The organism is Nisaea sp. (assembly GCF_017640745.1).
Lineage (GTDB): Bacteria > Pseudomonadota > Alphaproteobacteria > Thalassobaculales > Thalassobaculaceae > Nisaea.
Genome location: NZ_JAEPQA010000001.1, coordinates 371,376 through 391,292 on the forward strand (window position 1 = coordinate 371,376; position 19,917 = coordinate 391,292).

General features: G+C 64.6%; 20 protein-coding genes. 10 read left to right on the forward strand and 10 right to left on the reverse strand.

Annotation, left to right across the window (positions count from 1 at the left end; all coding sequences use genetic code 11):
- Positions 1-6 precede the first annotated feature (6 nt).
- The 4 genes from JJ959_RS01815 to JJ959_RS01830 all read right to left on the reverse strand — a co-directional run bounded on the left by JJ959_RS01815 (position 7) and on the right by JJ959_RS01830 (position 3,761).
- On the reverse strand, positions 7-534 hold the full coding sequence (locus tag JJ959_RS01815; RefSeq protein WP_366816897.1) for a MarR family winged helix-turn-helix transcriptional regulator: 528 nt from the start codon (positions 532-534) through the stop codon (positions 7-9).
- Positions 535-608: 74 nt separating this feature from the next.
- Complete coding sequence (mmsB, locus tag JJ959_RS01820; protein ID WP_292879551.1) at positions 609-1,490, reverse strand: 3-hydroxyisobutyrate dehydrogenase; 882 nt, start codon at positions 1,488-1,490, stop codon at positions 609-611.
- A 55-nt stretch (positions 1,491-1,545) separates the two neighbouring features.
- Positions 1,546-2,613 carry an enoyl-CoA hydratase/isomerase family protein gene (locus JJ959_RS01825; RefSeq protein ID WP_292879552.1) on the reverse strand — a complete coding sequence of 356 codons (1,068 nt, stop codon included), beginning with the start codon at positions 2,611-2,613 and terminating at the stop codon, positions 1,546-1,548.
- Entirely contained in the window at positions 2,610-3,761 is a 1,152-nt protein-coding gene (locus JJ959_RS01830; RefSeq protein ID WP_292879553.1) for an acyl-CoA dehydrogenase family protein, read from the reverse strand. The genes JJ959_RS01825 and JJ959_RS01830 overlap by 4 nt, the downstream gene beginning before the upstream one ends.
- Before the next feature lie 273 nt (positions 3,762-4,034).
- Here JJ959_RS01830 and hemB point away from each other — a divergent pair, with 273 nt between their 5' ends.
- Entirely contained in the window at positions 4,035-5,003 is a 969-nt protein-coding gene (gene hemB, locus JJ959_RS01835; protein ID WP_292879576.1) for a porphobilinogen synthase, read from the forward strand.
- 30 nt (positions 5,004-5,033) lie between these two features.
- Here hemB and JJ959_RS01840 read toward each other — a convergent pair whose 3' ends face one another.
- Positions 5,034-6,014, reverse strand: coding sequence for an alpha/beta fold hydrolase (locus JJ959_RS01840; RefSeq protein WP_292879554.1), 981 nt, complete (start codon positions 6,012-6,014; stop codon positions 5,034-5,036).
- Positions 6,004-6,903: an alpha/beta hydrolase gene (locus tag JJ959_RS01845; RefSeq protein WP_292879555.1), complete on the reverse strand. Its 900-nt coding sequence runs from the start codon at positions 6,901-6,903 to the stop codon at positions 6,004-6,006. Before JJ959_RS01845 ends, JJ959_RS01840 begins: the two co-directional genes overlap by 11 nt.
- Before the next feature lie 125 nt (positions 6,904-7,028).
- On the opposite strand from JJ959_RS01845, the gene JJ959_RS01850 reads away from it, so the two are divergent.
- From JJ959_RS01850 to JJ959_RS01870, 5 genes are all read left to right on the forward strand, one after another.
- Positions 7,029-7,496 carry a GNAT family N-acetyltransferase gene (locus JJ959_RS01850; RefSeq protein WP_292879556.1) on the forward strand — a complete coding sequence of 156 codons (468 nt, stop codon included), beginning with the start codon at positions 7,029-7,031 and terminating at the stop codon, positions 7,494-7,496.
- A gap of 20 nt (positions 7,497-7,516) precedes the next feature.
- Complete coding sequence (locus JJ959_RS01855; protein WP_292879557.1) at positions 7,517-7,987, forward strand: hypothetical protein; 471 nt, start codon at positions 7,517-7,519, stop codon at positions 7,985-7,987.
- A gap of 92 nt (positions 7,988-8,079) precedes the next feature.
- The gene (locus JJ959_RS01860; protein WP_292879558.1) at positions 8,080-9,234 is read left to right on the forward strand and encodes a CaiB/BaiF CoA-transferase family protein; all 1,155 of its coding nucleotides are present in this window, start codon (positions 8,080-8,082) and stop codon (positions 9,232-9,234) included.
- A complete protein-coding gene (locus JJ959_RS01865; protein ID WP_292879559.1) occupies positions 9,231-10,760 on the forward strand; it encodes an aldehyde dehydrogenase family protein in 1,530 nt (509 codons plus the stop codon). Before JJ959_RS01860 ends, JJ959_RS01865 begins: the two co-directional genes overlap by 4 nt.
- Positions 10,761-10,798: 38 nt before the next feature.
- Positions 10,799-13,216, forward strand: a complete 2,418-nt coding sequence (locus tag JJ959_RS01870; RefSeq protein WP_292879560.1) for a penicillin acylase family protein — start codon at positions 10,799-10,801, stop codon at positions 13,214-13,216.
- Between the two features lie 11 nt (positions 13,217-13,227).
- On the opposite strand, the gene JJ959_RS01875 is transcribed toward JJ959_RS01870, so the two are convergent.
- A complete protein-coding gene (locus JJ959_RS01875) occupies positions 13,228-13,845 on the reverse strand; it encodes a hypothetical protein (RefSeq protein WP_292879561.1) in 618 nt (205 codons plus the stop codon).
- A 199-nt stretch (positions 13,846-14,044) separates the two neighbouring features.
- Between JJ959_RS01875 and JJ959_RS01880 the strand changes: the two genes are divergently transcribed.
- Positions 14,045-15,283 carry a threonine ammonia-lyase gene (locus JJ959_RS01880; protein WP_292879562.1) on the forward strand — a complete coding sequence of 413 codons (1,239 nt, stop codon included), beginning with the start codon at positions 14,045-14,047 and terminating at the stop codon, positions 15,281-15,283.
- 2 nt (positions 15,284-15,285) lie between these two features.
- Here the strand turns inward: JJ959_RS01880 and JJ959_RS01885 are convergent, their stop codons facing one another.
- Positions 15,286-15,762 (reverse strand): flavin reductase family protein, encoded by a 477-nt coding sequence (locus JJ959_RS01885; protein WP_292879563.1) that lies wholly within the window; start codon positions 15,760-15,762, stop codon positions 15,286-15,288.
- A 203-nt stretch (positions 15,763-15,965) separates the two neighbouring features.
- On the opposite strand from JJ959_RS01885, the gene motA reads away from it, so the two are divergent.
- The 3 genes from motA to JJ959_RS01900 all read left to right on the forward strand — a co-directional run bounded on the left by motA (position 15,966) and on the right by JJ959_RS01900 (position 18,703).
- Positions 15,966-16,826, forward strand: coding sequence for a flagellar motor stator protein MotA (motA, locus tag JJ959_RS01890; RefSeq protein ID WP_292879564.1), 861 nt, complete (start codon positions 15,966-15,968; stop codon positions 16,824-16,826).
- Between the two features lie 82 nt (positions 16,827-16,908).
- On the forward strand, positions 16,909-17,976 hold the full coding sequence (locus JJ959_RS01895; RefSeq protein WP_292879565.1) for a flagellar motor protein MotB: 1,068 nt from the start codon (positions 16,909-16,911) through the stop codon (positions 17,974-17,976).
- A gap of 10 nt (positions 17,977-17,986) precedes the next feature.
- Positions 17,987-18,703, forward strand: a complete 717-nt coding sequence (locus JJ959_RS01900) for an arginyltransferase (RefSeq protein WP_292879566.1) — start codon at positions 17,987-17,989, stop codon at positions 18,701-18,703.
- Here JJ959_RS01900 and JJ959_RS01905 read toward each other — a convergent pair.
- Both JJ959_RS01905 and JJ959_RS01910 read right to left on the reverse strand, forming a co-directional pair.
- Complete coding sequence (locus JJ959_RS01905; protein ID WP_292879567.1) at positions 18,664-19,197, reverse strand: GNAT family N-acetyltransferase; 534 nt, start codon at positions 19,195-19,197, stop codon at positions 18,664-18,666. The genes JJ959_RS01900 and JJ959_RS01905 overlap by 40 nt on opposite strands.
- Positions 19,194-19,917 (reverse strand): DNA gyrase C-terminal beta-propeller domain-containing protein (locus tag JJ959_RS01910; RefSeq protein WP_292879568.1); only part of this gene is annotated, 724 nt, incomplete at its 5' end. The genes JJ959_RS01905 and JJ959_RS01910, both read right to left, overlap by 4 nt.

Below are 19,917 nucleotides of genomic sequence, written 5' to 3' on the forward strand. Positions count from 1 at the left end.
AAAGGCTCAAACCGGCGGGATACCGCCGCGAATTCCGAAGTTGAGCAGCCCCATCCAGAAGCGCTCGAGTTCCCGATAGGTCTGGCTCGACTCGGTCAGCCGCTCCGGACTGCCACCCGCATCGCCCAGCGCCGCCGCGTGGCGGTCGAACATGTCGGAAACGAAACTGCAGAGCTCAAGCCCCTTGTCGGAGAGCTTGACGCGGATCGACCGGCGGTCATGCGCCGAGCGTTCCTGCACCAGGTAGCCGTTCTCGACCATCTTGCGCACATTGTAGGAAACGTTCGAGCCGAGGTAATAACCACGGTTCGTCAGTTCACCGACAGTCAATTCCTCACTACCGATATTAAAGAGGATCAAAGCCTGAATGTTGTTGATGTCCTCGATCCCTTTACGGTCGAGTTCCATTTTCACGACTTCAAGAAACTGGCGATGAAGTCGCTCGATGAGTTTGATCGCTTCGAGATACTCGTTCTTAATCACAGACGGGTCCGCCGCGGTTTGTTTCGGTGCTTCCATGCCAAGCAATGACATTCAAGCTCCGAATTAGATTAGAATTCGCAACAATAGCGCCATTCTTGTAGCGTTAAATAAGTCAAATACGCAACCTAATTGCCACGAAGTTTCTTAAAGACCGCAGAGAAATCAAGGGCACCGTGGCCTTCCTCGACGAAGGCGGCATAGAATTCGGCGGCCTTTGTCCCCATCGGAGTTGTGGCTTTGGCCGAATCGGCCGCCTGTTGTGCGAGGTCGAGATCCTTCAGCATCATCGCCGCTGTAAAGCCGGGAAGGTAGTCACGGTTCGCCGGAGAAGTCGGAACCGGACCTGGAACCGGGCAATAGCTGGTCATGGCCCAGCACTGCCCCGAGGACTTCGAACTGATGTCGAAAAGCTTCTGCCGGTCGAGGCCCAGCTTGTCGGCGAGCGCGAAGGCTTCGGAAACGGCGATCATGGAAATTCCGAGCACCATGTTGTTGCAGATCTTCGCCGCCTGGCCGCTGCCGCTGGCGCCTGCATGCACCACCGTCGCTCCCATGACGTCGAGCAGAGGGCGGGCCTTCGCGAAGGCCGCATCGTCGCCGCCGACCATGAAGGTCAGCGTTCCGGCTTCCGCCCCGCCGGTACCGCCGGAGACCGGCGCGTCCAGCATGGAGAACCCCTTGGCCGCCGCATCCGCCGCGACCGCACGGGCAGTATCGACGTCGATGGTCGAGCAATCGATGAAGAGCGTCCCGGACGCCGCGTTCGGGAAGACACTTTCGTCATAGACCGCCCGGACGTGCTTGCCGGCCGGGAGCATAGTCACGACGACTTGCGCACCGGATACCGCATCGGCCGCGCTGGACGCGGCAGTCCCGCCCGCCGCCTCCAGCTTTTCCAGACTTTCGGCGGAAAGATCGAAGCCGCGGACCTGATGTCCGGCGCCGATCAGGTTCTTGGCCATCGGAAGGCCCATATTTCCGAGACCGATGAAGGCGATTGTCGTCATGTTTCTTGCTCCCTGTCCCTAGTTGTCTGTTACCTCGCGCCCTGGATCGCAGGCTTCAGAGTCCTGCTTTGCCGTCGCGCGAGAAATAGGTCTCGACCGTCTCTGCGCTGACGTCCGCAAGGCTCGCCGGCGACCATTTCGGCGTACGGTCCTTGTCCACCAGCAGCGCCCGGACGCCCTCGAAGAAATCCTCACCGGCAAGAAAACTCTGCACCAGAGCGAACTCGGTTTCGAGGTCTTCGGCCAGGCTGGCGCAGCGGGCGCCGCGGCGCATCAGTTCGAGCGTCATTTTCAGACTGGTCGGCGACCGCGTTTCCAGCAACTCCGCCGTCTTCATCGCGAACTCGCTGCCGTCGCTGCGAAGCGCGGCCAGGATGTCCTCGACGCTATCATGCCGGAAGCAGGCATCGATCACCTCCCGGTGCGCGGCCATCGGAGCCTCTCCGGCGGACGCGGAGAAATTACCCAGCACGGCTGCGATCGCATCGGACAGTCCCTGCCCGGACGGCAGATCCGCCAGCGCCTCCCGCAAAGCATCGATCTTTTCGCTCGGCACGTAGTGAGTCGCCGCGCCGACATAGAGACAATCGGCGGCCTTCACAGGAACCCCGGTCAGAGCAAGATAGGTGCCGGTCTCTCCCGGGCAGCGCGGCAGGAACCAGCCGCCGCCGACATCGGGGAAGAGGCCGATCCCGGTTTCCGGCATGGCGAAGAGCGTGCGGTCGGTGACGACGCGGAAATTGCCATGCACCGAGATGCCGACCCCGCCGCCCATCGTCACCCCGTCCATCAGCGCGACATAGGGTTTCGGGACCTCGGAGATGGTGCGGTTGAGGCGGTATTCCTCACCGAAGAAGTCGAGCATGAACTGCGTCGGCGCAGTGCCCTCGCCGTCCTCGATCCGCGATTTGCGCACCGCGACCACGTCACCGCCGGCACAGAACGCCTTCTCGCCCGCGCCCTCGACGAGGAAGGCGCCGACCTTCGGGTTCTCCGCCCAGCCGTCGAGATGTTTCTGCATGCCCCGGATCACGTCGAGCGTGAGGGCATTCAGGGCGCGCTGCCGGTCCAGGGTGATCCAGCCGAAGCCGCCCCGGACGTCAAACCGTACGTCGTCAGTCATTCCGTCCAATCCGCAAGGAGTTTGCGCGCGATGATCACACGCATGATTTCGTTCGTGCCTTCGAGGATCTGGTGGACGCGGAGATCGCGCACCAGCCTTTCAAGCGGGAAGTCGCCAAGATAGCCGTATCCGCCGTGGATCTGCAGTGCCTCGTTGCAAATTCTCGAGCAGATGTCGGTGGCGAAGCGCTTCGCCATAGCGCAATGCTTGGTCGCCTCGGGGTCCTTCCGGTCGAGGCTGTCCGCCGCCCGGTGCACCATCAGGCGCGCCGCGTCGAGTTCTGTCGCCATGTCCGCGAGCTTGAACTGGATCGCCTGGAACTCGTTCAGCTTCTTGCCGAACTGGGCCCGATCGCCGGCATAGGAGAGCGCCGCCTCCAGCGCCGCGCGGGCGCCGCCGAGGGAACATGCGGCGATATTGATCCGTCCGCCGTCAAGCCCGGCCATGGCGATCTTGAAGCCGTCGCCCTCCTTGCCGACGAGATTGTCGCGCGGCACCGGGCAGTCCTCGAAATTCACCATCGAGGTGTGCTGGCTGTGCCAGCCCATCTTGCGCTCCTTCTTGCCGAAGGAGAGGCCCTCCGTGCCTTTTTCCACCAAGAGGCAGGAGACGCCGCCCGCTCCGTCGCCGCCGGTGCGCGCCATCACGGCATAGACGTCGCTGGTCGGGCCGCCGGAGATGAACGCCTTGGCACCGCTCATGCGGAAGGTGCTGTTGCCCTCCGGGACCGCCCTGGTCTTGAGCGAGGCCGCGTCGGAGCCGGCACCCGGCTCGGTCAGGCAGTAACTCGCCATCGCCTCCATGGTGGTGAGCTTCGGCAGGAAGCGCGCCCGCACCTCGTCAGAGCCGAAACGGTCGACCATCCAGGAGACCATGTTGTGGATCGAGATATAGGCCGCCGTTGAGGGGCAGCCTGCCGACAGCTCCTCGAAGATGATCGCGGCGTCGAGCCGGGTCAGGCCCGAGCCGCCATGCTCCTCGCCGACATAGATCCCCGCGAGCCCGAGTTCCGCCGCCTTGCGAATCTCCTCGACCGGGAAGATCTCCTCCTCGTCCCAGCGCGCGGCGTTGGGCGTGAAATGCTCGGCGGTGAAGGCACGAGCCATGTCCTGGATCGCGCGCTGTTCCTCGTTGAGCTGAAAATCCATCCCTCGTCTCCCTCGCCCGCCTGTTTTCTTTCGGAGCTTGCCTCACGGGCGGCGGATCATAGGGGCGCAAATTGTCGCGTTCAATGCCTCCGCCCCGGCTGCGTCAAGCGGTGTCTTTTCACCGGACCGCCTCCGCTTTAACATCGGCCGCGAGAGATTCGCCCGCTGGTGACAAGAACAAGGCCGAGATCAATGCCCCTCAACGGAACCGCCCCGCACGCCGCCGCCGAGCAGAGCAGCAAGAGCACGGCACCGGGTTTCCCGACCATCCGCATGCGCCGCAACCGGCAGACCGACTGGTCGCGCCGCCTCGTCGCCGAGAACCGGCTTTCAATCGACGACCTGATCTGGCCGGTCTTCGTCCGGGTCGGACACGGCCTCGAGGAGCCGGTCGCCTCCATGCCGGGGGTGATGCGCTATTCCGTCGACCGGATCGCGGAAGTGGTCGCGGGCGCGCGCGATCTCGGCATTCCGGCCGTCGCCCTCTTCCCCTTCACCGAGCCCGAGCTGAAGGACGCGACCGGCAGCTATTCAGAACGTGACGACAATCTCGTCTGCGAAGCGGTGCGCGCGATCAAGAAGGATGTGCCGGATATCGGCGTGATGTGCGACGTCGCGCTCGATCCCTATACCGACCACGGCCATGACGGCGTGCTGGAGGACGACCGGATCCTGAACGACGAGAGCGTCGAGATCCTGGTCCGCCAGGCGCTCGCCCAGGCCCGCGCCGGCTGCGACATCATCGCGCCGTCCGACATGATGGACGGCCGCATCGGCGCGATCCGCCGGGCGCTCGACGCGGACGGCTTCCAGAACGTGCAGATCATGGCCTATTCGGCGAAATACGCCTCCGCCTTCTACGGCCCGTTCCGCGACGCGGTCGGCTCCTCCGGCACCCTCGGCAAGGCGAGCAAGTCGACCTACCAGATGGACCCGGCGAACAGCGACGAGGCGATCCGCGAGCTGGCGCTCGACATCGCCGAAGGCGCCGACATGGTGATGGTGAAGCCGGGCATGCCGTACCTGGACATCGTGCGGCGCGCCAAGGACACCTTCGCGATGCCGACCTACGCCTATCAGGTGAGCGGCGAATACGCGATGATCTCGGCCGCCGGCCTGAACGGCTGGATCGACCGCGACCGGGCGATGATGGAGAGCCTGCTCGGCTTCAAGCGCGCCGGCGCCGACGGCGTGCTGACCTATTTCGCGGTCGAGGTGGCGCAGCGGCTGAAGGCCGGGTGAGGCTCGGCCGGAGCCGCCCTCTAAACTGATCTAGAGCACGCCCTTCTCTTCCAGGAACCGCTCCGCCATCCTGAGGTGCCAGCTCCCGCCGTCATGGAATCCGACATGGCCGCCGTCGAGCGGCAACAGCGGGGTCAGGCGCGGGTTCTCCGCCCAGTCAAAATCGAGATAGATCCCGCCCGGGATCCAGGGATCGTTCAGCGCGTGAATGACCAGCGTCGGCACCGAAATCCCCTTGAGGTACCGCTTCGCCGAGCTCTTCGCGTAATAGTCCCGCGCACCGTCGAAACCGTTCCGGGCGGCGATATGGCGCTCGTCGAACTCCACCGTCGTGCGCGATGTGCGGACGGCCGCCTGCTCGCTCGCCGAGAGTCCCGGCGTCGCCAGCGCCTCAGCCTTCATGCTCTTCAGCAGCCAGTTGTGATAGAGCCGGTTGCGCGGCTGGATGAAGCGCTCGGAGGTCCGGGCGAGATCGATCGGCGCCGAAACCGAGATCGCCGCCGCGACATGCGGCCTGGAGCGTTCGCCCAGATATTTCAGCATCATGTTGCCGCCGAGCGAGACACCGTAGAGCACGAAGCGCTGAGCCACGCCCGTCGCCTGTAGCTGCGCCAGGACCGCATCCAGATCCCCGCTTCGTCCGGCATGGTAGGAGCGCGTACAGTCAGCCCGCGTGGGTCCGGCGCCGCGCAGGTTGAGGCGCAACACGCGCAACCCGGCGGAGACGAAATAGCGCGCCGCGTCGCGGACATGAAAACTGTCTTCGCAGCCGGTCAGGCCGTGAATGACGACAACGAGCGGCGCATCCGCGAGCGGCGATGGCGGTTCCTCGAGCACGCCACTCAGCCGGTCGCCGCTACCGTCTTCCATCGTGAATGCGAGACGCTCGGAGCGGGCCGAACCGATCCGGGGAGTCCCGCCAACGAGGAAACTTCTCAGGGTCTGCAGGTGCGCGCCGACCCAGGGCATGGCGGCCCGGAACGGCGGATAGGCCGGATTGTCAGGAAGCATCAGGCGCGGCGCCCTCTTCGTCGTCCTCTTCCTCCACCGGCTCGAACTGCATCAGCCACTCGTGCACGGCGGAGATCTGCGCCTCGTTCATCAGCGCCGGCGCATGGCCGCAGCCCTCGAACTCGATGAGGTCCGCCTTCGGCCCGCGCTCCGTCATCTCCTCGGCAGTCTCCCGCGTCAGCAGATCCGAGTCCGCGCCGCGCAGCACCAGTGTGGGGCATTTGATCGCGTCGTAGATCGCCCAGAGATCGACATCCTCGATCGGGCCGTCAAAGGCGTTTCCGATCGCCGGATCGTAATGCATGCGGTAGGTGCCGTCCGGCTCGCGCACGACGCTGTGCTGAGTCATCTCCGACCAGTCGGCGTCCGAGAGCTCGCCGAAGCCAGCGAGCGTCTCGCGCAGATAGTCGCAGGCCTCGGTGAGGTTCTGGAAGACCGGCGGGTCCTTCACATATTCGCCGATCCGCTCCAGCGCCGCCTTCGGAATGAACGGACCGACATCGTTCAGGATCAGCCGCTTGATCGGCCCGTCCTCCCGCGCCGCCAGCAGCATGCCGATGATGCCGCCCATCGAGGTGCCGAGCCACTCGACCTCGGTCAGCCCGCGGTAGTTCAGCAGCCCGTCGGCATGGCGCAGATAGGTCTCGAAATTGTAGCCGTCCTTGTTGGCGAGCCAGCCGCTCCGCCCGCGCCCGGCGACGTCCATCTCGATGCAGCGGATGTCCCGGCTGACGACTCGCGCGAAGGCGTCGAAATCGCGGCCCTGCCGGGTCAGGCCGTGGGCGCAGACCAGGGTGCGCGGCAGCTGGCGCCTGCCCCAGTCGGTGAAGGCGAGCCAGATCGTCCCGTGATCGTCCTTGAAGGGAAAACTGCCCTGGTCCGGTCTCATGCATTGGCCTTTCGGATGTCCCGCGACATATTCCCACCGGTCTCTGTCACGTCAAGTATGGAGCCCCTTGCCCGCGGGTTCGATACTGCTAAGGTCCGCCGTCGGGAGCAGTGGGAGAACTAACAATGGCCAACGCGGAAAAGGTCCGGGTGGTTCCGGTGGCGGAGCGGCACAAGAAGGACTGGCGCCGACTCTATGACGGCTATGCCGCTTTCTACAAGGTGCCGATGACGGACGAGATCGCAGACCGGGTGTGGGGCTGGCTGCACGACCCGGCGCATGTGCTGAACTGCCTGATCGCGGAGGATGCGGACGGCAGGGCGATCGGCCTCGCCCACATCCGCGCCATGCCGCGCCCGCTCTCAGGCGCCGAATGCGGCTTCCTCGACGATCTCTTCGTCGACCCGGAGGCGCGCGGTAGGGGCGTCTTCGAGGCGCTGTTCGCGGCGATGGACCAAATGGCGCAGAAGAACGGCTGGCCGATGGTCCGCTGGCTGACCCAGGAGTTCAACTATCGCGGCCGCTCCGCCTACGACCGGATCGCGACCAAGACGCCCTTCATCCTCTACCAGCGCGAAACGCCGTCCGCCTGAACCTGACCGGAGAGAGACCGATGCCCTACACGATGATCATTGCGCTTGCCATCCACATCGTCTCGGCGGTGATCTGGGTCGGCGGCATGTTCTTCGCCTATTCCGTCCTCCGCCCCTCGATGGGCACGCTGGAGCAGGCCCCGGACCGGCTCCGCCTCTGGCGCGCTGTCTTCGCCCGCTTCTTCCGCATCGTCATCATCGAGATCGTGCTGCTGCTCGGCAGCGGCTACTGGATGGTGTTCGTGGAATTTGGCGGCTTCGCCGGGGTCGGCCTGCATGTCCACATCATGAACCTGACCGGTTTCCTGATGATGGGGCTCTTCGCCCACCTCTGGTTCGCCGAATGGAGCAAGTTCCGCCGCTTCGTCGATGACGGCGACTTCCCGGCGGCGGGGGCGCGGCTGAACCGGATCCGCATGATCGTCTTCACCAATCTCTGGCTCGGCTGGATCACCGTCGTCGTCGGCGCGACCGGTCGCTATTGGGGATAGCATTCTTGCCGGGCTGCGGCTTGCCCGCCCCGGCGCCATCCCTTACAAATCGCCCGCTGAACAGGTAACGAAATAAAGAAGGACTTAAGCGCATGGCAGCGTCAGGAGGTCCCCTTTCCGGGGTGACGGTGGTCGATCTCTCGCGGATCCTCGCGGGACCCTATTGCACGATGATGATGGCCGAGCTCGGCGCCCGGGTGATCAAGGTGGAAACACCGGAGACCGGCGACGACGCGCGGCATTACGGCCCCTTCATCAATGGCAAGTCGGCCTATTTCCAGTCCGTCAACCGGGGCAAGGAAAGCATCGCGCTCAACCTCAAGGACGAGGGCGACAAGGCGATCCTCGACAAGCTGCTGGAGAAGGCCGACGTCATCGTCGAGAACTTCCGTCCCGGCACCATGGAGAAGCTCGGCTTCGGCTGGGAACGGCTTCATGAGAAGTTCCCGAAGCTGATCTACGTCTCCGCCTCCGGCTTCGGGCATTCCGGCCCGGACATGTACCGCCCGGCCTATGACATGGTCGTGCAGGGCATGGGCGGGATCATGAGCATCACCGGCCACGAAGGCGCGCCGCCAACCCGCATCGGCACCTCGATCGGCGATATCGGCTCCGGCCTCTATGCCGCGATCGGCGCGATGTCCGCCCTCGTCCATCGCGGCGCGACCGGGGAGGCGACCAAGGTCGACATCTCCATGTTCGACTGCCAGCTCGCGCTGCTGGAGAACGCCATCATGCGCTATTTCGTCTCCGGCACCGCGCCGGGGCCGCTCGGCGCCCGCCATCCCTCGATCACGCCCTTCGAGGCGTTCCGGACCGAGGACGGCTACATCATCATCGCGGCCGGCAATGACGGCCTCTTCCACAAGATGGCAGACGCCCTCGGCAAACCCGGCTGGAAGGAGGACGACCGCTATCTGACGAACGATCTCCGCAGCCAGCATCAGGAGTACCTGAAGGTCGAGATCGAGGCGATCCTCGGCACCAACACGACCGCGCACTGGGGCAAGATCCTGGACGATGCCGGCGTGCCGAACGGCCCGATCAACAATGTCGGGCAGGCGGCGGAACATCCGCAGGCGGCCGCCCGCAACATGATCGTCGATGTCGACGACCCGGTCACCGGCCCGATGAAGATCGTCGGCAACCCGATCAAGCTGACCGCATTCGACGATCCGAACACCCGCGTGCCCGCGCCGAACCTGGACCAGGACCGCGAGCGCATTCTGAAGGAGCTGGGACTATGAACCTGATGCGCAACGAACTCGATTTCTCGAGCGAACCGCCGCTGACGCCGAACACCGATCCCTACGCGCTGGCGAAGGCGCTGTCGGGCCGCCACCTGATCGGCGGCAAGCTGGTGCCGGCGAAGTCCGGCAAGAGCTTCGAGGTGATCGACCCGGCGACCGGCAGCGTCATCGGCTACGGCGCCGAGGGCGACGCCGAGGACGTGAACGCGGCGGTCGAGAACGCTGCCGCCGCGCAGAAGGAATGGGGCAAGATGCGTGCCCGTGACCGCGGCGCTCTGATCCACAAATGCGGCGAGGTCCTGCAGGACCATGTCGAGGAACTCGGCCGCCTGATCGCGCTCGAGACCGGCAAGGCGCTGCGCACCGAGAGCCGCGTCGAGGCCTCGATCCTCGCCGACGCGTTCCTCTTCCATGCCGGCCTCGCCTCCGAATTGAAGGGCGAGACTGTACCGCACCACCCGGACATGCTGACCATCACGGTGCGCGAGCCGATCGGCGTCGTCGGCGCGATCATCCCGTGGAACGTGCCGCTGCTGCTGATGGCGCTGAAGATCGCCCCGGCGCTCGTCGCGGGCAACACGGTGGTGGTGAAATCCGCCGAGGAGGCGCCGCTGACCGTGCTCCGGGTCTGCCAGATCCTCGCCTCCGTGCTGCCGGCCGGCTGCTTCAACATGCTCTCCGGCTTCGGCCCCGAATGCGGCGCTCCGCTGGTCGCTCATCCGAAGGTCGGCAAGGTGACCTTCACCGGCTCGGTCGAGACCGGCAAGATCGTCTACAAGACCGCCGCCGACAAGCTGATCCCGGTGACGCTCGAACTCGGCGGCAAGAGCCCGATGATCGTCATGAAGGATGCCGACATCGACAAGGCGATCGGGGGCGCCGTCACCGGCATGCGCTTCACCCGCCAGGGCCAGAGCTGCACCGCCGCGAGCCGCATGTTCGTCCATGCCGACGTGCATGACGAGTTCGTCGCCAAGCTGCGCGAGAAGGTCGATGCCATGGTGATGGGCGACCCGCTCGACGAGAAGACCGATATCGGCACCATCATCTCGCCGGAGCAGTTCGCCAAGGTGAAGGCCTATATCGACCACGGCAAGGGCGAGAAGGGCGCGGAAGCGGTCGAATGCTCCGCCATGCCGACCGATCCGAAATTCAAGGACGGCCTTTTCGTCCGCCCGGTCGTCTTCCTCGGCATGACGAACGACAGCAAGCTCGCCCGCGAGGAGATCTTCGGCCCGGTGACCTGCGTGCTGAAATGGACCGACGAGGAGGAAGTCCTCGCCGCCGCGAACGACAGCGACTACGGCCTCGCCGCGACGGTCTGGACCAACGACCTGAAGGCGGCGCTGAATTTCACCGAGAAGCTGGAAGCCGGTTTCGTGCAGGTGAACCAGAACCTCGTGGTGCAGCCCGGTCTTTCCTACGGCGGCATCAAGCAGTCCGGCATCGGCAAGGAAGCCACCCTGGAAGCGATGCTGGAGCACTTCACCAAGAAGAAGACCATCATCTTCAACAAGACCTGATCGCCTCGCGATCGGTGTCGAGGATCGAGGGGAAGCCGATGCCACGATGGGTGAAACGTCTGGCCGTCGGCTTCGTCCTCGCGGTCCTCGGACTCAATTTCGCAATTGCCGGACTGCTTGTCTGGCTCGGCGGGTCCGTGCCGCAGACCGAGGGGGAAAAACGCCTCCCCGGTCTCGCGGGACCGGTCGAGATCCACCGCGACGATGCCGGCGTGCCCCTGATCCGCGCCGGCTCGCTAGCGGATGGCTATTTCGCCCTCGGTTTCGTCCATGCCCAGGACCGGCTCTGGCAGATGGAGGCGATGCGCCGCATTGGCGCCGGGCGCTTCGCCGAAATCGTCGGAAATCTCTCGGAGTCGCTCGGCGAGCAGGTCTTCCCCTTCGACCGGTTCACCCGCGGTCTCGGCTTCTACCACAGGGCGGAGGCGGTCTACGAACGTGCCTCGCCCGGGATGAAGAGCGCCCTCGACCGCTATGCGGAAGGGGTGAACGCCTATCTCAACACCCGCGACGGTCCGCTGCCGCCGGAATTCCTCGTCCTCTTCCATGAACCGGAGCCCTGGCGCCCGGCGGACAGTCTCGTCTGGCAGCAGCTCATGGCCTTCCAGCTTGGCAGCAACTGGCCGGACGAGCTGACGCGTCTGCGGATGACCGAGGCCGGGCTCGATCCCGAGCAGATCGCCTTTCTCTTCCGACAGGCAGGCGAGCTGCTGGAACCCGAGAGCGGCCTGAAGCAGGGTCTATTCGCCCCGGACATGCTGGACCGCGCCACCCGCTTCGCCGCCTCCCTTCCGGACATCCTCGCGCCTCAGGGCGCCTCGAACGCCTGGGCCATCTCCGGAACGCGGACCGAAAGCGGCAAGCCGCTGCTCGCCAGCGATCCGCATCTCCGGCTCACCAATCCGAACCTCTGGTACCTCGCCCGCATCGAGACACAGGACGGGGTGCGTGCAGGCGGCACCGTTCCCGGCGTGCCGTTTCTTGCCCTCGGCCATAACGGCCTTGTCGCCTGGGGCTTCACGACACCGCATGCGGACAGCCAGGACCTCTTTGTCGAACAGATCGATCCCGGCGACCCCGCTAGGTATCTCGGGCCGGACGGCTCCCTCGCCTTCGAGACCCGGGTAGAGCATTTCAAGATCGGCTCGAAAGAGATCACGGAAACCTTCCGTGCGACCCGCCACGGCCCGGTCATCTCCGACATCTGGGCCCCGGCCGGACGCACCGACGACAAGGCGGTTCTCGCTCTCGCCGCCCCGTCGTTCGCTGAAGACGACCGGACTGCAGAGGCCTTTCTCGCGCTCGGTGCCGCGCAGTCGGTTCCGGAAGCGCTCGAGATTCTCGAGGACTTTTCCAGCCCGGCGCAGAACGTTACGCTCGCCGACACGGAGGGCAACATCGCCCTCACGCTCGCCGGCCGTTTCCCGGAGCGGCTGGAAGGGGACGGTTTCCTGCCCGCGGACGGGACGGGCACGGACGGGGACTGGACCGGATGGGTCGAGCGGTCGCGCCTGCCGCTTCTGCTGAACCCGGACGAAGGGTTCGTCATTCAGGCGAACGACCGCATCCCGCCGAGGGACCCGGAACTCGACCTCGGCCGGGAGTTCGAAGCGCCTTTCCGGGCGGAACGTATCCGCTCGGCGATCGCCGAAATGGGGACGGAGGCCAGCCCGTCGATGCAGCGCGATCTGCAGATGGACGCTCTTTCCCTGGATGTGCCGATGGTGCTCGATCTGCTGCTTCCGCGCCTGAACCCTTCGGCACTCGGCGCGCCCGCCGCTGAAGCGGTGGAACGGCTTCGAGGCTGGGACGGGCGCATGGGCCGGAACGATCCCGAGGCGACGATCTACACGCTCTGGACGGCGCTGCTGCACCGGAAGATCTTCGGCGACGAACTCGGACACCTGATCGGCGAATACCGCCGGGTCCGGCCGCACATGTTCGCCTCTGTCCTGACCGACGCACCCGAATGGTGCGACGATATCCGCACCGACGTGGTGGAGCCCTGCGAAAGCGCGATCCGGGAGAGCCTCGAGGAGGCTGTTGTCCGTCTGACCGCGAAATTCGGCGCGGATCAGTCCAGCTGGCTCTGGGGGCGAACGCATGTCGCCGAATTCCGGCACCTGCTCTGGTCCCGCGTTCCGGTACTGCGCGACCTTCTCGGCGCGAATCCGGCGACGGACGGCGGCGATTATTCGGTCAACCGGGGCAGCCCGAGCCAGCGAATCTCGGACGGAGATTTCAGCTTTCCCCACGTCCACGGCGCCGGTTTCCGTGCGGTCTACGATCTTTCGGATCTGGACGCCTCGCGGTTCAGTATCGCTTTCGGGCAGTCCGGCAACCCGTTCTCGGAACACTATCAGGATCAGGCAGATCCCTGGGCCGACGGCGTCTATCGCGCACTGGGGCCGGTGCCGTCTCGCGGCGGGAAGACGCTGGTTCTCAGACCGCAATAAAGCCTGACAGGTCAGAAGCGCAGCCGCGCGCCAAGCATGAAGTTCTGGGCGAAACCGGAAATGTCATCCTGCGAGCGAAGCCGAGGCTCCGCATGACCGGTGTAGAAGGCGCGGTACTCCGTGAAGAAGTCCCAATTCTCGTTGATCGAATAGGACGCGCCGAAACCGAGTTCGAGAGCCGGCGCCATCTCGTCCTGGCGATCGAGCCCGGTGCCGTAGGCAAATCCAAGTCCCGCGACCATGTGAGGCCGCACGCCGCTGTCCCCGAGAGTATCGAAGGCGTGATCGAAATAGATCGAGAGGACATCGCCATTGCCATAGGGATCGGGCCCGCGGCCGAGGCCGATCTGGCCCGTCGGGGCGCCGAGATCGGAATAACGGAAGGAAAAGGTATAGCGCTCACCCGCCCGGAACTCGTCGAGGCCGCGGCGATCACGTGCATTGGATTTGAATGCGGAATCTGCTTCGACCAGCCCGTTTCGGTCGGTCTCGGCGCCAAGGAAATACCAGGATCTCTGGGACTGATTGCCCGCTTCGGACGTGATTGCCTGGGAAAAGGACGGAGTCCCCCACCCCCCGATCACGAGGCTCAGCACGGCAGGCACCACAATACGGTCAAGGCAGGACATTTCTAGTCCCTCCAACAACACTGCGTTCCCGGTGAGTCCCTTACTTCTCCCGTGAACGGCGCTGAAATCTCGCCTCCCCGCTTGCCCGGACTCTTAGCATGCTCTAGCAAATGCGGGAATCCAAATCAGCGTCACGTGAATAGGACTCGGTGGTCCGAACGGCACGCAAGATCGGGGCCACGCCATCAGGAGCAGCGACATGGGCCTACCCGTCTCGTTCGAAGACATTGAAAAAGCGGCGGAAAGCCTTTCAGGGAAAATCCTGCGGACACCGGCGATCGAGGCTCCCGCCCTCGGTGACGCGCTCGGCGTCGATCTTTCCCTGAAACTCGAGAACCTGCAACGTACCGGCTCTTTCAAGGCGCGCGGCGCCTATGTGAAGCTCGCGAGCCTCTCCGAGGCGGAGCGCGCCCGGGGGGTCATCGCCATGTCGGCCGGCAACCATGCCCAGGGCGTCGCCTATCACGCAACGCAGCTCGGCATCCGCTCGACCATCGTGATGCCGGCGGCCACTCCCTTTACCAAGGTGGAGAAGACCCGGAATTTCGGCGCGACCGTCGTGCAATACGGTGCAACGCTCGCCGAGAGCCGCGAAAAGGTCGAGGAACTGGTCGCAGAGCACGGCTACATCCTGATCCATCCCTATGACGATCCACTGATTATCGCGGGCCAGGGGACTGCGGGGCTGGAACTGATGCGCGACATACCGGATCTCGACACCCTTGTGGTGCCGATCGGCGGCGGCGGCCTGATTTCCGGCATCGCTGTCGCGGCCAGGCATTTCAATCCGCAGATCGAGATCATCGGCGTGCAGACGGAACAGTTTCCCTCGATGTACGAGGCCCTGCGCGGCCTGCCGCCGAGCTCCGGCGGCGAGACCCTGGCCGAAGGCATCGCGGTGAAGACGCCCGGCAAGCTGACGACCGAAATCTGCCGCGCCCTCGTCGAGGACATCATCCTCGTCGGCGAGGTGGAGATCGAACGCGCGGTGAACGGCTGTGCCGAACATCAGAACCTTGTCGCCGAGGGCGCCGGCGCGGCCGGGATCGCGGCCATCCTGAAGGCGCCGGAACGGTTCCGGGGACGCAAGGTCGGAACGGTCATCTGCGGCGGCAATATCGATCAGCGGATGCTGGCGACGGTCCTGCTGCGCGGCCTCTCGCGCCATGGCCGCCTTGCAAGGTTGCGCATCGACATCTCGGACCAGCCGGGCACCCTCGCCCGGGTCGCAGGCGTGATCGGCGAGGCGAGCGCGAACATCGTCGAGGTGCACCATCAGCGCATGTTCCAGGACGTGCCGATCAAGAAGGCCGAACTGGAAGTGCTGATCGAAACCCGAAATCCCGACCATGTGCTCGAAATCGTCGCCGCGCTCAATGCAGCCGGGCTGAAGACCCGGGTGATGAGCAACATGGCGATGGAACAGGCGCCTCTCTGACCCTAGCCGAGGGTCTGGTAGGCCCCTCTGTAATAGAGCAGCGGTTCGGCATCCGCCGCGACCGGGCCGAGCCGTTCGACGCGTCCGACCAGGATCGAGTGGTCGCCGCCGTCATGCACCGCATGCAGCCGGCAGTCGATCGCGGCGAGCACGCCGCCGAGGATCGGCGCACCGGTCACCCAGGTCTCCTGCGGCACGCCCTCGAACCGGTCGCCGACCTCGGAGCTGAAGCGGACGGAAAGGTCCGCCTGGTTCGCCGCCAGGATATTCACGGCGAAGCAGGTGCCGCCGACGAATGCATCGTGGCAGGCGGCGTCACGGCCGAGACAAACCAGCACAAGCGGCGGATCGAGCGAGACCGATGAAAAGGAACTGGCTGTAAACCCGGCGTATCCGGTGCCGCTCGCCGTGGTCACGACGGTCACGCCGCTGGCGAAACGCCCCATCACGTCTCGGAACTGTTCGGCACTTACGGACATTGCGGCCCTCGTCTCCAATGCGCTCGATTACGGTACCGGCGGTTCCTCGGGACCGTCTGAATTCTCTGAGGTGAGATTGCGCAATCCGCACCGTAAATCAAATGTTTACCCCTTGATGTTTACAAAATACCGAAATTTGAGAGATATTATGCATTGGTGTTTCTCGATATACGTTCAGGAACCGATAGCGGGCGGAGAATATCATGCTGGTGATCGTCGGATGGGTCGTCGTTATCGTCTGCGTGATCGGCGGATATATGGCCATGGGCGGCAAGCTCGGCCCGCTCTGGCAGCCGTTTGAACTTGTCATCATCGGCGGCGCCGGCGTCGGCGCGTTCATCTGCGCGAATCCCAAACATGTCCTTGGCGCGGCCGGACGCGGATTTGGCGCGGCGCTGAAAGGGCCGAAATACTCCAAGGACGACTATCTCGAGTTGCTCAGCTTGATGTACGCGATCTTCAAGCTCGCGAAGACAAAGGGGATGCTCGCAATCGAGTCCCATATCGAGAGACCGGAGGAGAGTTCGCTCTTCCAGGCCTTTCCAAAATTCTCGTCGGACCACCATGCGCTCGAGTTCCTTTGCGACTATCTCCGCATGATGACGCTCGGGACCGACAACCCGCACGAACTTGCCGACCTGCTCGATGAAGAGCTTGAGACCCACCATGCGGAAGATGCCGCGGTTGCCGGCGCCTACCAGACCATGGGCGACGGGTTCCCTGCGCTCGGGATTGTCGCTGCGGTGCTTGGCATCATCAAGACCATGGGCTCAATTACCGAACCTCCCGAAGTTCTCGGAAAGCTGATCGGCGGCGCCCTCGTCGGCACCTTCCTCGGCATTCTTCTCGCCTATGGTTTCGTAAGCCCGCTGGCGGCGACGATGGGCCGGACGTTCGAGGCAGACGCGAAGTATCTGGGATGCATCAAGGCGGGACTGCTGGCCCATGTTTCCGGATATGCGCCGGCCGTCTCCGTCGAGTTCGCCCGCAAGACACTGTTGTCCAAGGACCGTCCGTCCTTCTTCGAAGTCGAGGAGGCTGTCGCAGCCTTGCCGCCGGTCTAGTACGGACCGATATGGGCATGCAGAACGCAATCAAGGTGGCGCGACCTGATTTCGCCCGCCGGCCAATCGGGAACACGAGAGCTTGGACAACCACGCCAGCATAGTCATCAAGAAGGTCAAGAAGGGCGGTCATGGCGGGCACCATGGCGGCGCCTGGAAGGTGGCCTATGCCGACTTCGTGACCGCGATGATGGCCTTCTTCCTGCTCCTCTGGTTGCTCAACGCGACCACCGAAGAGCAGAAGATGGGCATTTCCAACTATTTCGATCCGACCGCGATCTCGCGCTCGACGCGAAGCGGCTCCGGAGGCGTGCTCGGTGGGACCTCCATCACGGTTCCCGGGGCCCTGAAATCCGCGTCATCTCCGCCGATGATCTCGACCCCTCAGGTGGCGCGGCCGCAGGCTGAACGTACAGAGTCGACAGACCCCGATTCCGACGATCCCGAGAACATCGAATCCCGTCTTGGCAGCGATCAGGACGCGGAGGGTCTGATCAGCGCCGAGGACCTGGAAAAGCTGCTGGAGGAGCGCGAGGCGGCGCAGTTCAAGGCGGCGGAGCAAATGATCCGCCAGGCGATCGAGGAGTCCGAGGATCCCGAGGTCAAGAAAATGGTCGAGGACGGCGGTCTGCAGATCGACCAGTCGCCGGAAGGCCTTCGCATCCAGCTGCTCGACCAGGAGAAAACCGCCCTCTTCCCGCTCGGCAGCGCCGACATGTTCGAGCAGACCCGCAAGCTGCTCGCCAAGGTTTCCGAGATCATCTCCAAGCTGCCGAACAAGATCAAGATCTCCGGCCATACCGACTCGCGGCCGTTCCCGCCGGGCGCGACCTACACCAACTGGGAACTTTCCGCCGACCGCGCGCTCTCCAGCCGGCGCGCCCTGATCGCCAACGGCATCCCGCAGGAGCGCGTGGCCCAGGTCGTCGGCATGGCCGATACCGATCCGATCGAGCCGAACGACCCGACCGCTCCCAGCAACCGGCGGATCAGCATCGTGCTCCTGCGGACCGATTTCAGCGATCAGGCTGCGAGCGCCGCGGCCTCCGGACGCCAGCAGGAACCGGCCGTGCAGCCGACGGAAACGACCTTGCCGACAGTTTTGCCGGACAACGGTTCGGCTCTTCCGCCGGTCAGACCCGGAGGCTAACCTTTAGCCGATGTTCAATAATCTCAGAGCCCGCCCGCTGGCGTTCTTTCATACGCTGCCGATGCCCTGCCCCTACCTGCCGGGCAAGACGGAGCGACGCCTGATCGCCGACATTTCGAGCCGGCGGGGCCAGCATGCGCATGACTCTCTGGCGAAGGCCGGCTTCCGCCGCACCCAGCATCTGACCTACCGGCCGGCCTGTCCCGGCTGCAACGCCTGCCATCCGGTCCGGGTCAGGACGGGCGATTTCCACTGGTCGCGCACCTTCCGCAAACTGCTGAAACGCAACGCAGACCTGACGGCCCGCCCGGTCCAGGCCATCGCCACACGGGAACAATACGCGCTGTTCCATGCTTATCAGCAGGGCCGGCACGGCGACGGCGAGATGGCGATGATGGATTTCGCCGACTATGCCGAAATGATCGAGCGCTCGCCGATCGAGACCTACCTGATCGAGTACCGGGACGCGGCCGGAAGGCTGATGGCGATCATGCTGGTGGACGAGCAGGCGGACGGCCTTTCCGCAGTCTACAGCTATTTCGATACGGAGGACCCGACGCGCGGCTTCGGTACCTTCATGGTGCTCGATCTGATCCAACGGGCCAACGCACGGGCGCTGAACTACGTCTATCTCGGATACTGGATCCCGGATTGCCGGAAGATGGCCTACAAGACGAAATACCGGCCTTACGAGCTGCTGACGTCGAAGGGCTGGGTCGAGGCGTAACCGCCCTGGACAGCCTGTCCCGCGAGGGCCTTTTCCATATCGACGATGAAGTGTCCCGGCCGCTTCGTGTTTTCGCGTTCGGCGGTCACAACATATCCGCGGCGGCGGTAGAGTTCGATGTTCCGGACCATTTTCCGGTTCGTGTAGAGCGAGATGGTCCGAAAACCTCGCGCAATCCCTTCACGCTCTGCGAAATCCAGCATCAGGTGCCCGAGCCCCCGGCCCTGGAACTCCGGAGCCACGGCGACATTGAAGATGCCCCAGCGCCCCTCTTCGAGTTCCATCTCGATAAGGGCTGTCACCGTTCCGTTTTCGTCCTCCGCAACCCAGGTCAGGCCGGCCGCGACATAATCGCCATGGTCCGCCGTCACCGGAAAAGGCGGATAACCAAGCATCTCGGTCCACGGGCGATAGGACAGTTCGGTCAGCTCGGCGATACGCGGTATATCGGCCCGGCCCGCAGGCCGGACCCTGAAATCCGCAAGGTCGCTCACGTAAACCGCGCGGGACGCGGGAAGCCGGTCGGCGGCATCTTGCCGGCGCCGGCGCGCTTGCCGCGCCAGGTCGTGAGATCCGTCTCGGTCCGCGTCCGGCCGCCCTGCAGGGACCAGGAAAGCCCCTCCTCGGCCTTCAGGAAGGTGATGTCGCCGAGCTTGCCGTCGCGGTAACGCTGCAGGATCACGCCCTTGCCCCGTGCCATCTCCGGAACCTCGGAGGTCTCGAACACGAGCAGCTTGCGGTTCGTGCCGACCACGGCGATCAGTTCGCCCTCGACCGGCAGACAGACCTGCGCCTTCGCGCCGCTGCCCGGATTGAGCACCTGCTTGCCCGCCTTCTTCTGGGCGATCACGTCATCGCTGTTGACGATGAAACCGCGCCCGTCCGTGGAGGCCAGCAGCAGGCGCTGTCCCTGGCGATGCGGCAGGATCGCGACGATGTCCTCCTCGTTGCCGAGATCGATCATCAGGCGGAGCGGTTCGCCATGGCCGCGTCCTTTCGGCAGCTTGTCCGCCGCGATGGTGAAGAAGCGCCCGTCACTGGCGAAGATCAGGATCTTGTCCGTGGTCTCGGCGCGAACCAGGAACTTGCCTTCGTCGCCTTCCTTGAACTTCAGATCGCTGTCGTCCGCGATATGGCCCTTCATGGCCCGGACCCAGCCCTTGTCGGAGCAGATAACGGTGATCGGCTCGCGTTCGATGATCGCTTCCATCGGG

Coding starts and splice junctions, on each gene's coding strand:
- JJ959_RS01850 (WP_292879556.1), top strand. CDS start 7,029: ATGGCCAACGCGGAAAAGGTCCGGGTGGTTCCGGTGGCGGAGCGGCAC.
- JJ959_RS01860 (WP_292879558.1), top strand. CDS start 8,080: ATGGCAGCGTCAGGAGGTCCCCTTTCCGGGGTGACGGTGGTCGATCTC.
- JJ959_RS01865 (WP_292879559.1), top strand. CDS start 9,231: ATGAACCTGATGCGCAACGAACTCGATTTCTCGAGCGAACCGCCGCTG.
- motA (WP_292879564.1), top strand. CDS start 15,966: ATGCTGGTGATCGTCGGATGGGTCGTCGTTATCGTCTGCGTGATCGGC.
- JJ959_RS01870 (WP_292879560.1), top strand. CDS start 10,799: ATGCCACGATGGGTGAAACGTCTGGCCGTCGGCTTCGTCCTCGCGGTC.
- JJ959_RS01840 (WP_292879554.1), bottom strand. CDS start 6,014: ATGCTTCCTGACAATCCGGCCTATCCGCCGTTCCGGGCCGCCATGCCC.
- JJ959_RS01815 (WP_366816897.1), bottom strand. CDS start 534: ATGTCATTGCTTGGCATGGAAGCACCGAAACAAACCGCGGCGGACCCG.
- mmsB (WP_292879551.1), bottom strand. CDS start 1,490: ATGACGACAATCGCCTTCATCGGTCTCGGAAATATGGGCCTTCCGATG.
- JJ959_RS01880 (WP_292879562.1), top strand. CDS start 14,045: ATGGGCCTACCCGTCTCGTTCGAAGACATTGAAAAAGCGGCGGAAAGC.
- JJ959_RS01845 (WP_292879555.1), bottom strand. CDS start 6,903: ATGAGACCGGACCAGGGCAGTTTTCCCTTCAAGGACGATCACGGGACG.
- JJ959_RS01830 (WP_292879553.1), bottom strand. CDS start 3,761: ATGGATTTTCAGCTCAACGAGGAACAGCGCGCGATCCAGGACATGGCT.
- hemB (WP_292879576.1), top strand. CDS start 4,035: ATGCGCCGCAACCGGCAGACCGACTGGTCGCGCCGCCTCGTCGCCGAG.
- JJ959_RS01885 (WP_292879563.1), bottom strand. CDS start 15,762: ATGTCCGTAAGTGCCGAACAGTTCCGAGACGTGATGGGGCGTTTCGCC.
- JJ959_RS01875 (WP_292879561.1), bottom strand. CDS start 13,845: ATGTCCTGCCTTGACCGTATTGTGGTGCCTGCCGTGCTGAGCCTCGTG.
- JJ959_RS01855 (WP_292879557.1), top strand. CDS start 7,517: ATGCCCTACACGATGATCATTGCGCTTGCCATCCACATCGTCTCGGCG.
- JJ959_RS01825 (WP_292879552.1), bottom strand. CDS start 2,613: ATGACTGACGACGTACGGTTTGACGTCCGGGGCGGCTTCGGCTGGATC.
- JJ959_RS01900 (WP_292879566.1), top strand. CDS start 17,987: ATGTTCAATAATCTCAGAGCCCGCCCGCTGGCGTTCTTTCATACGCTG.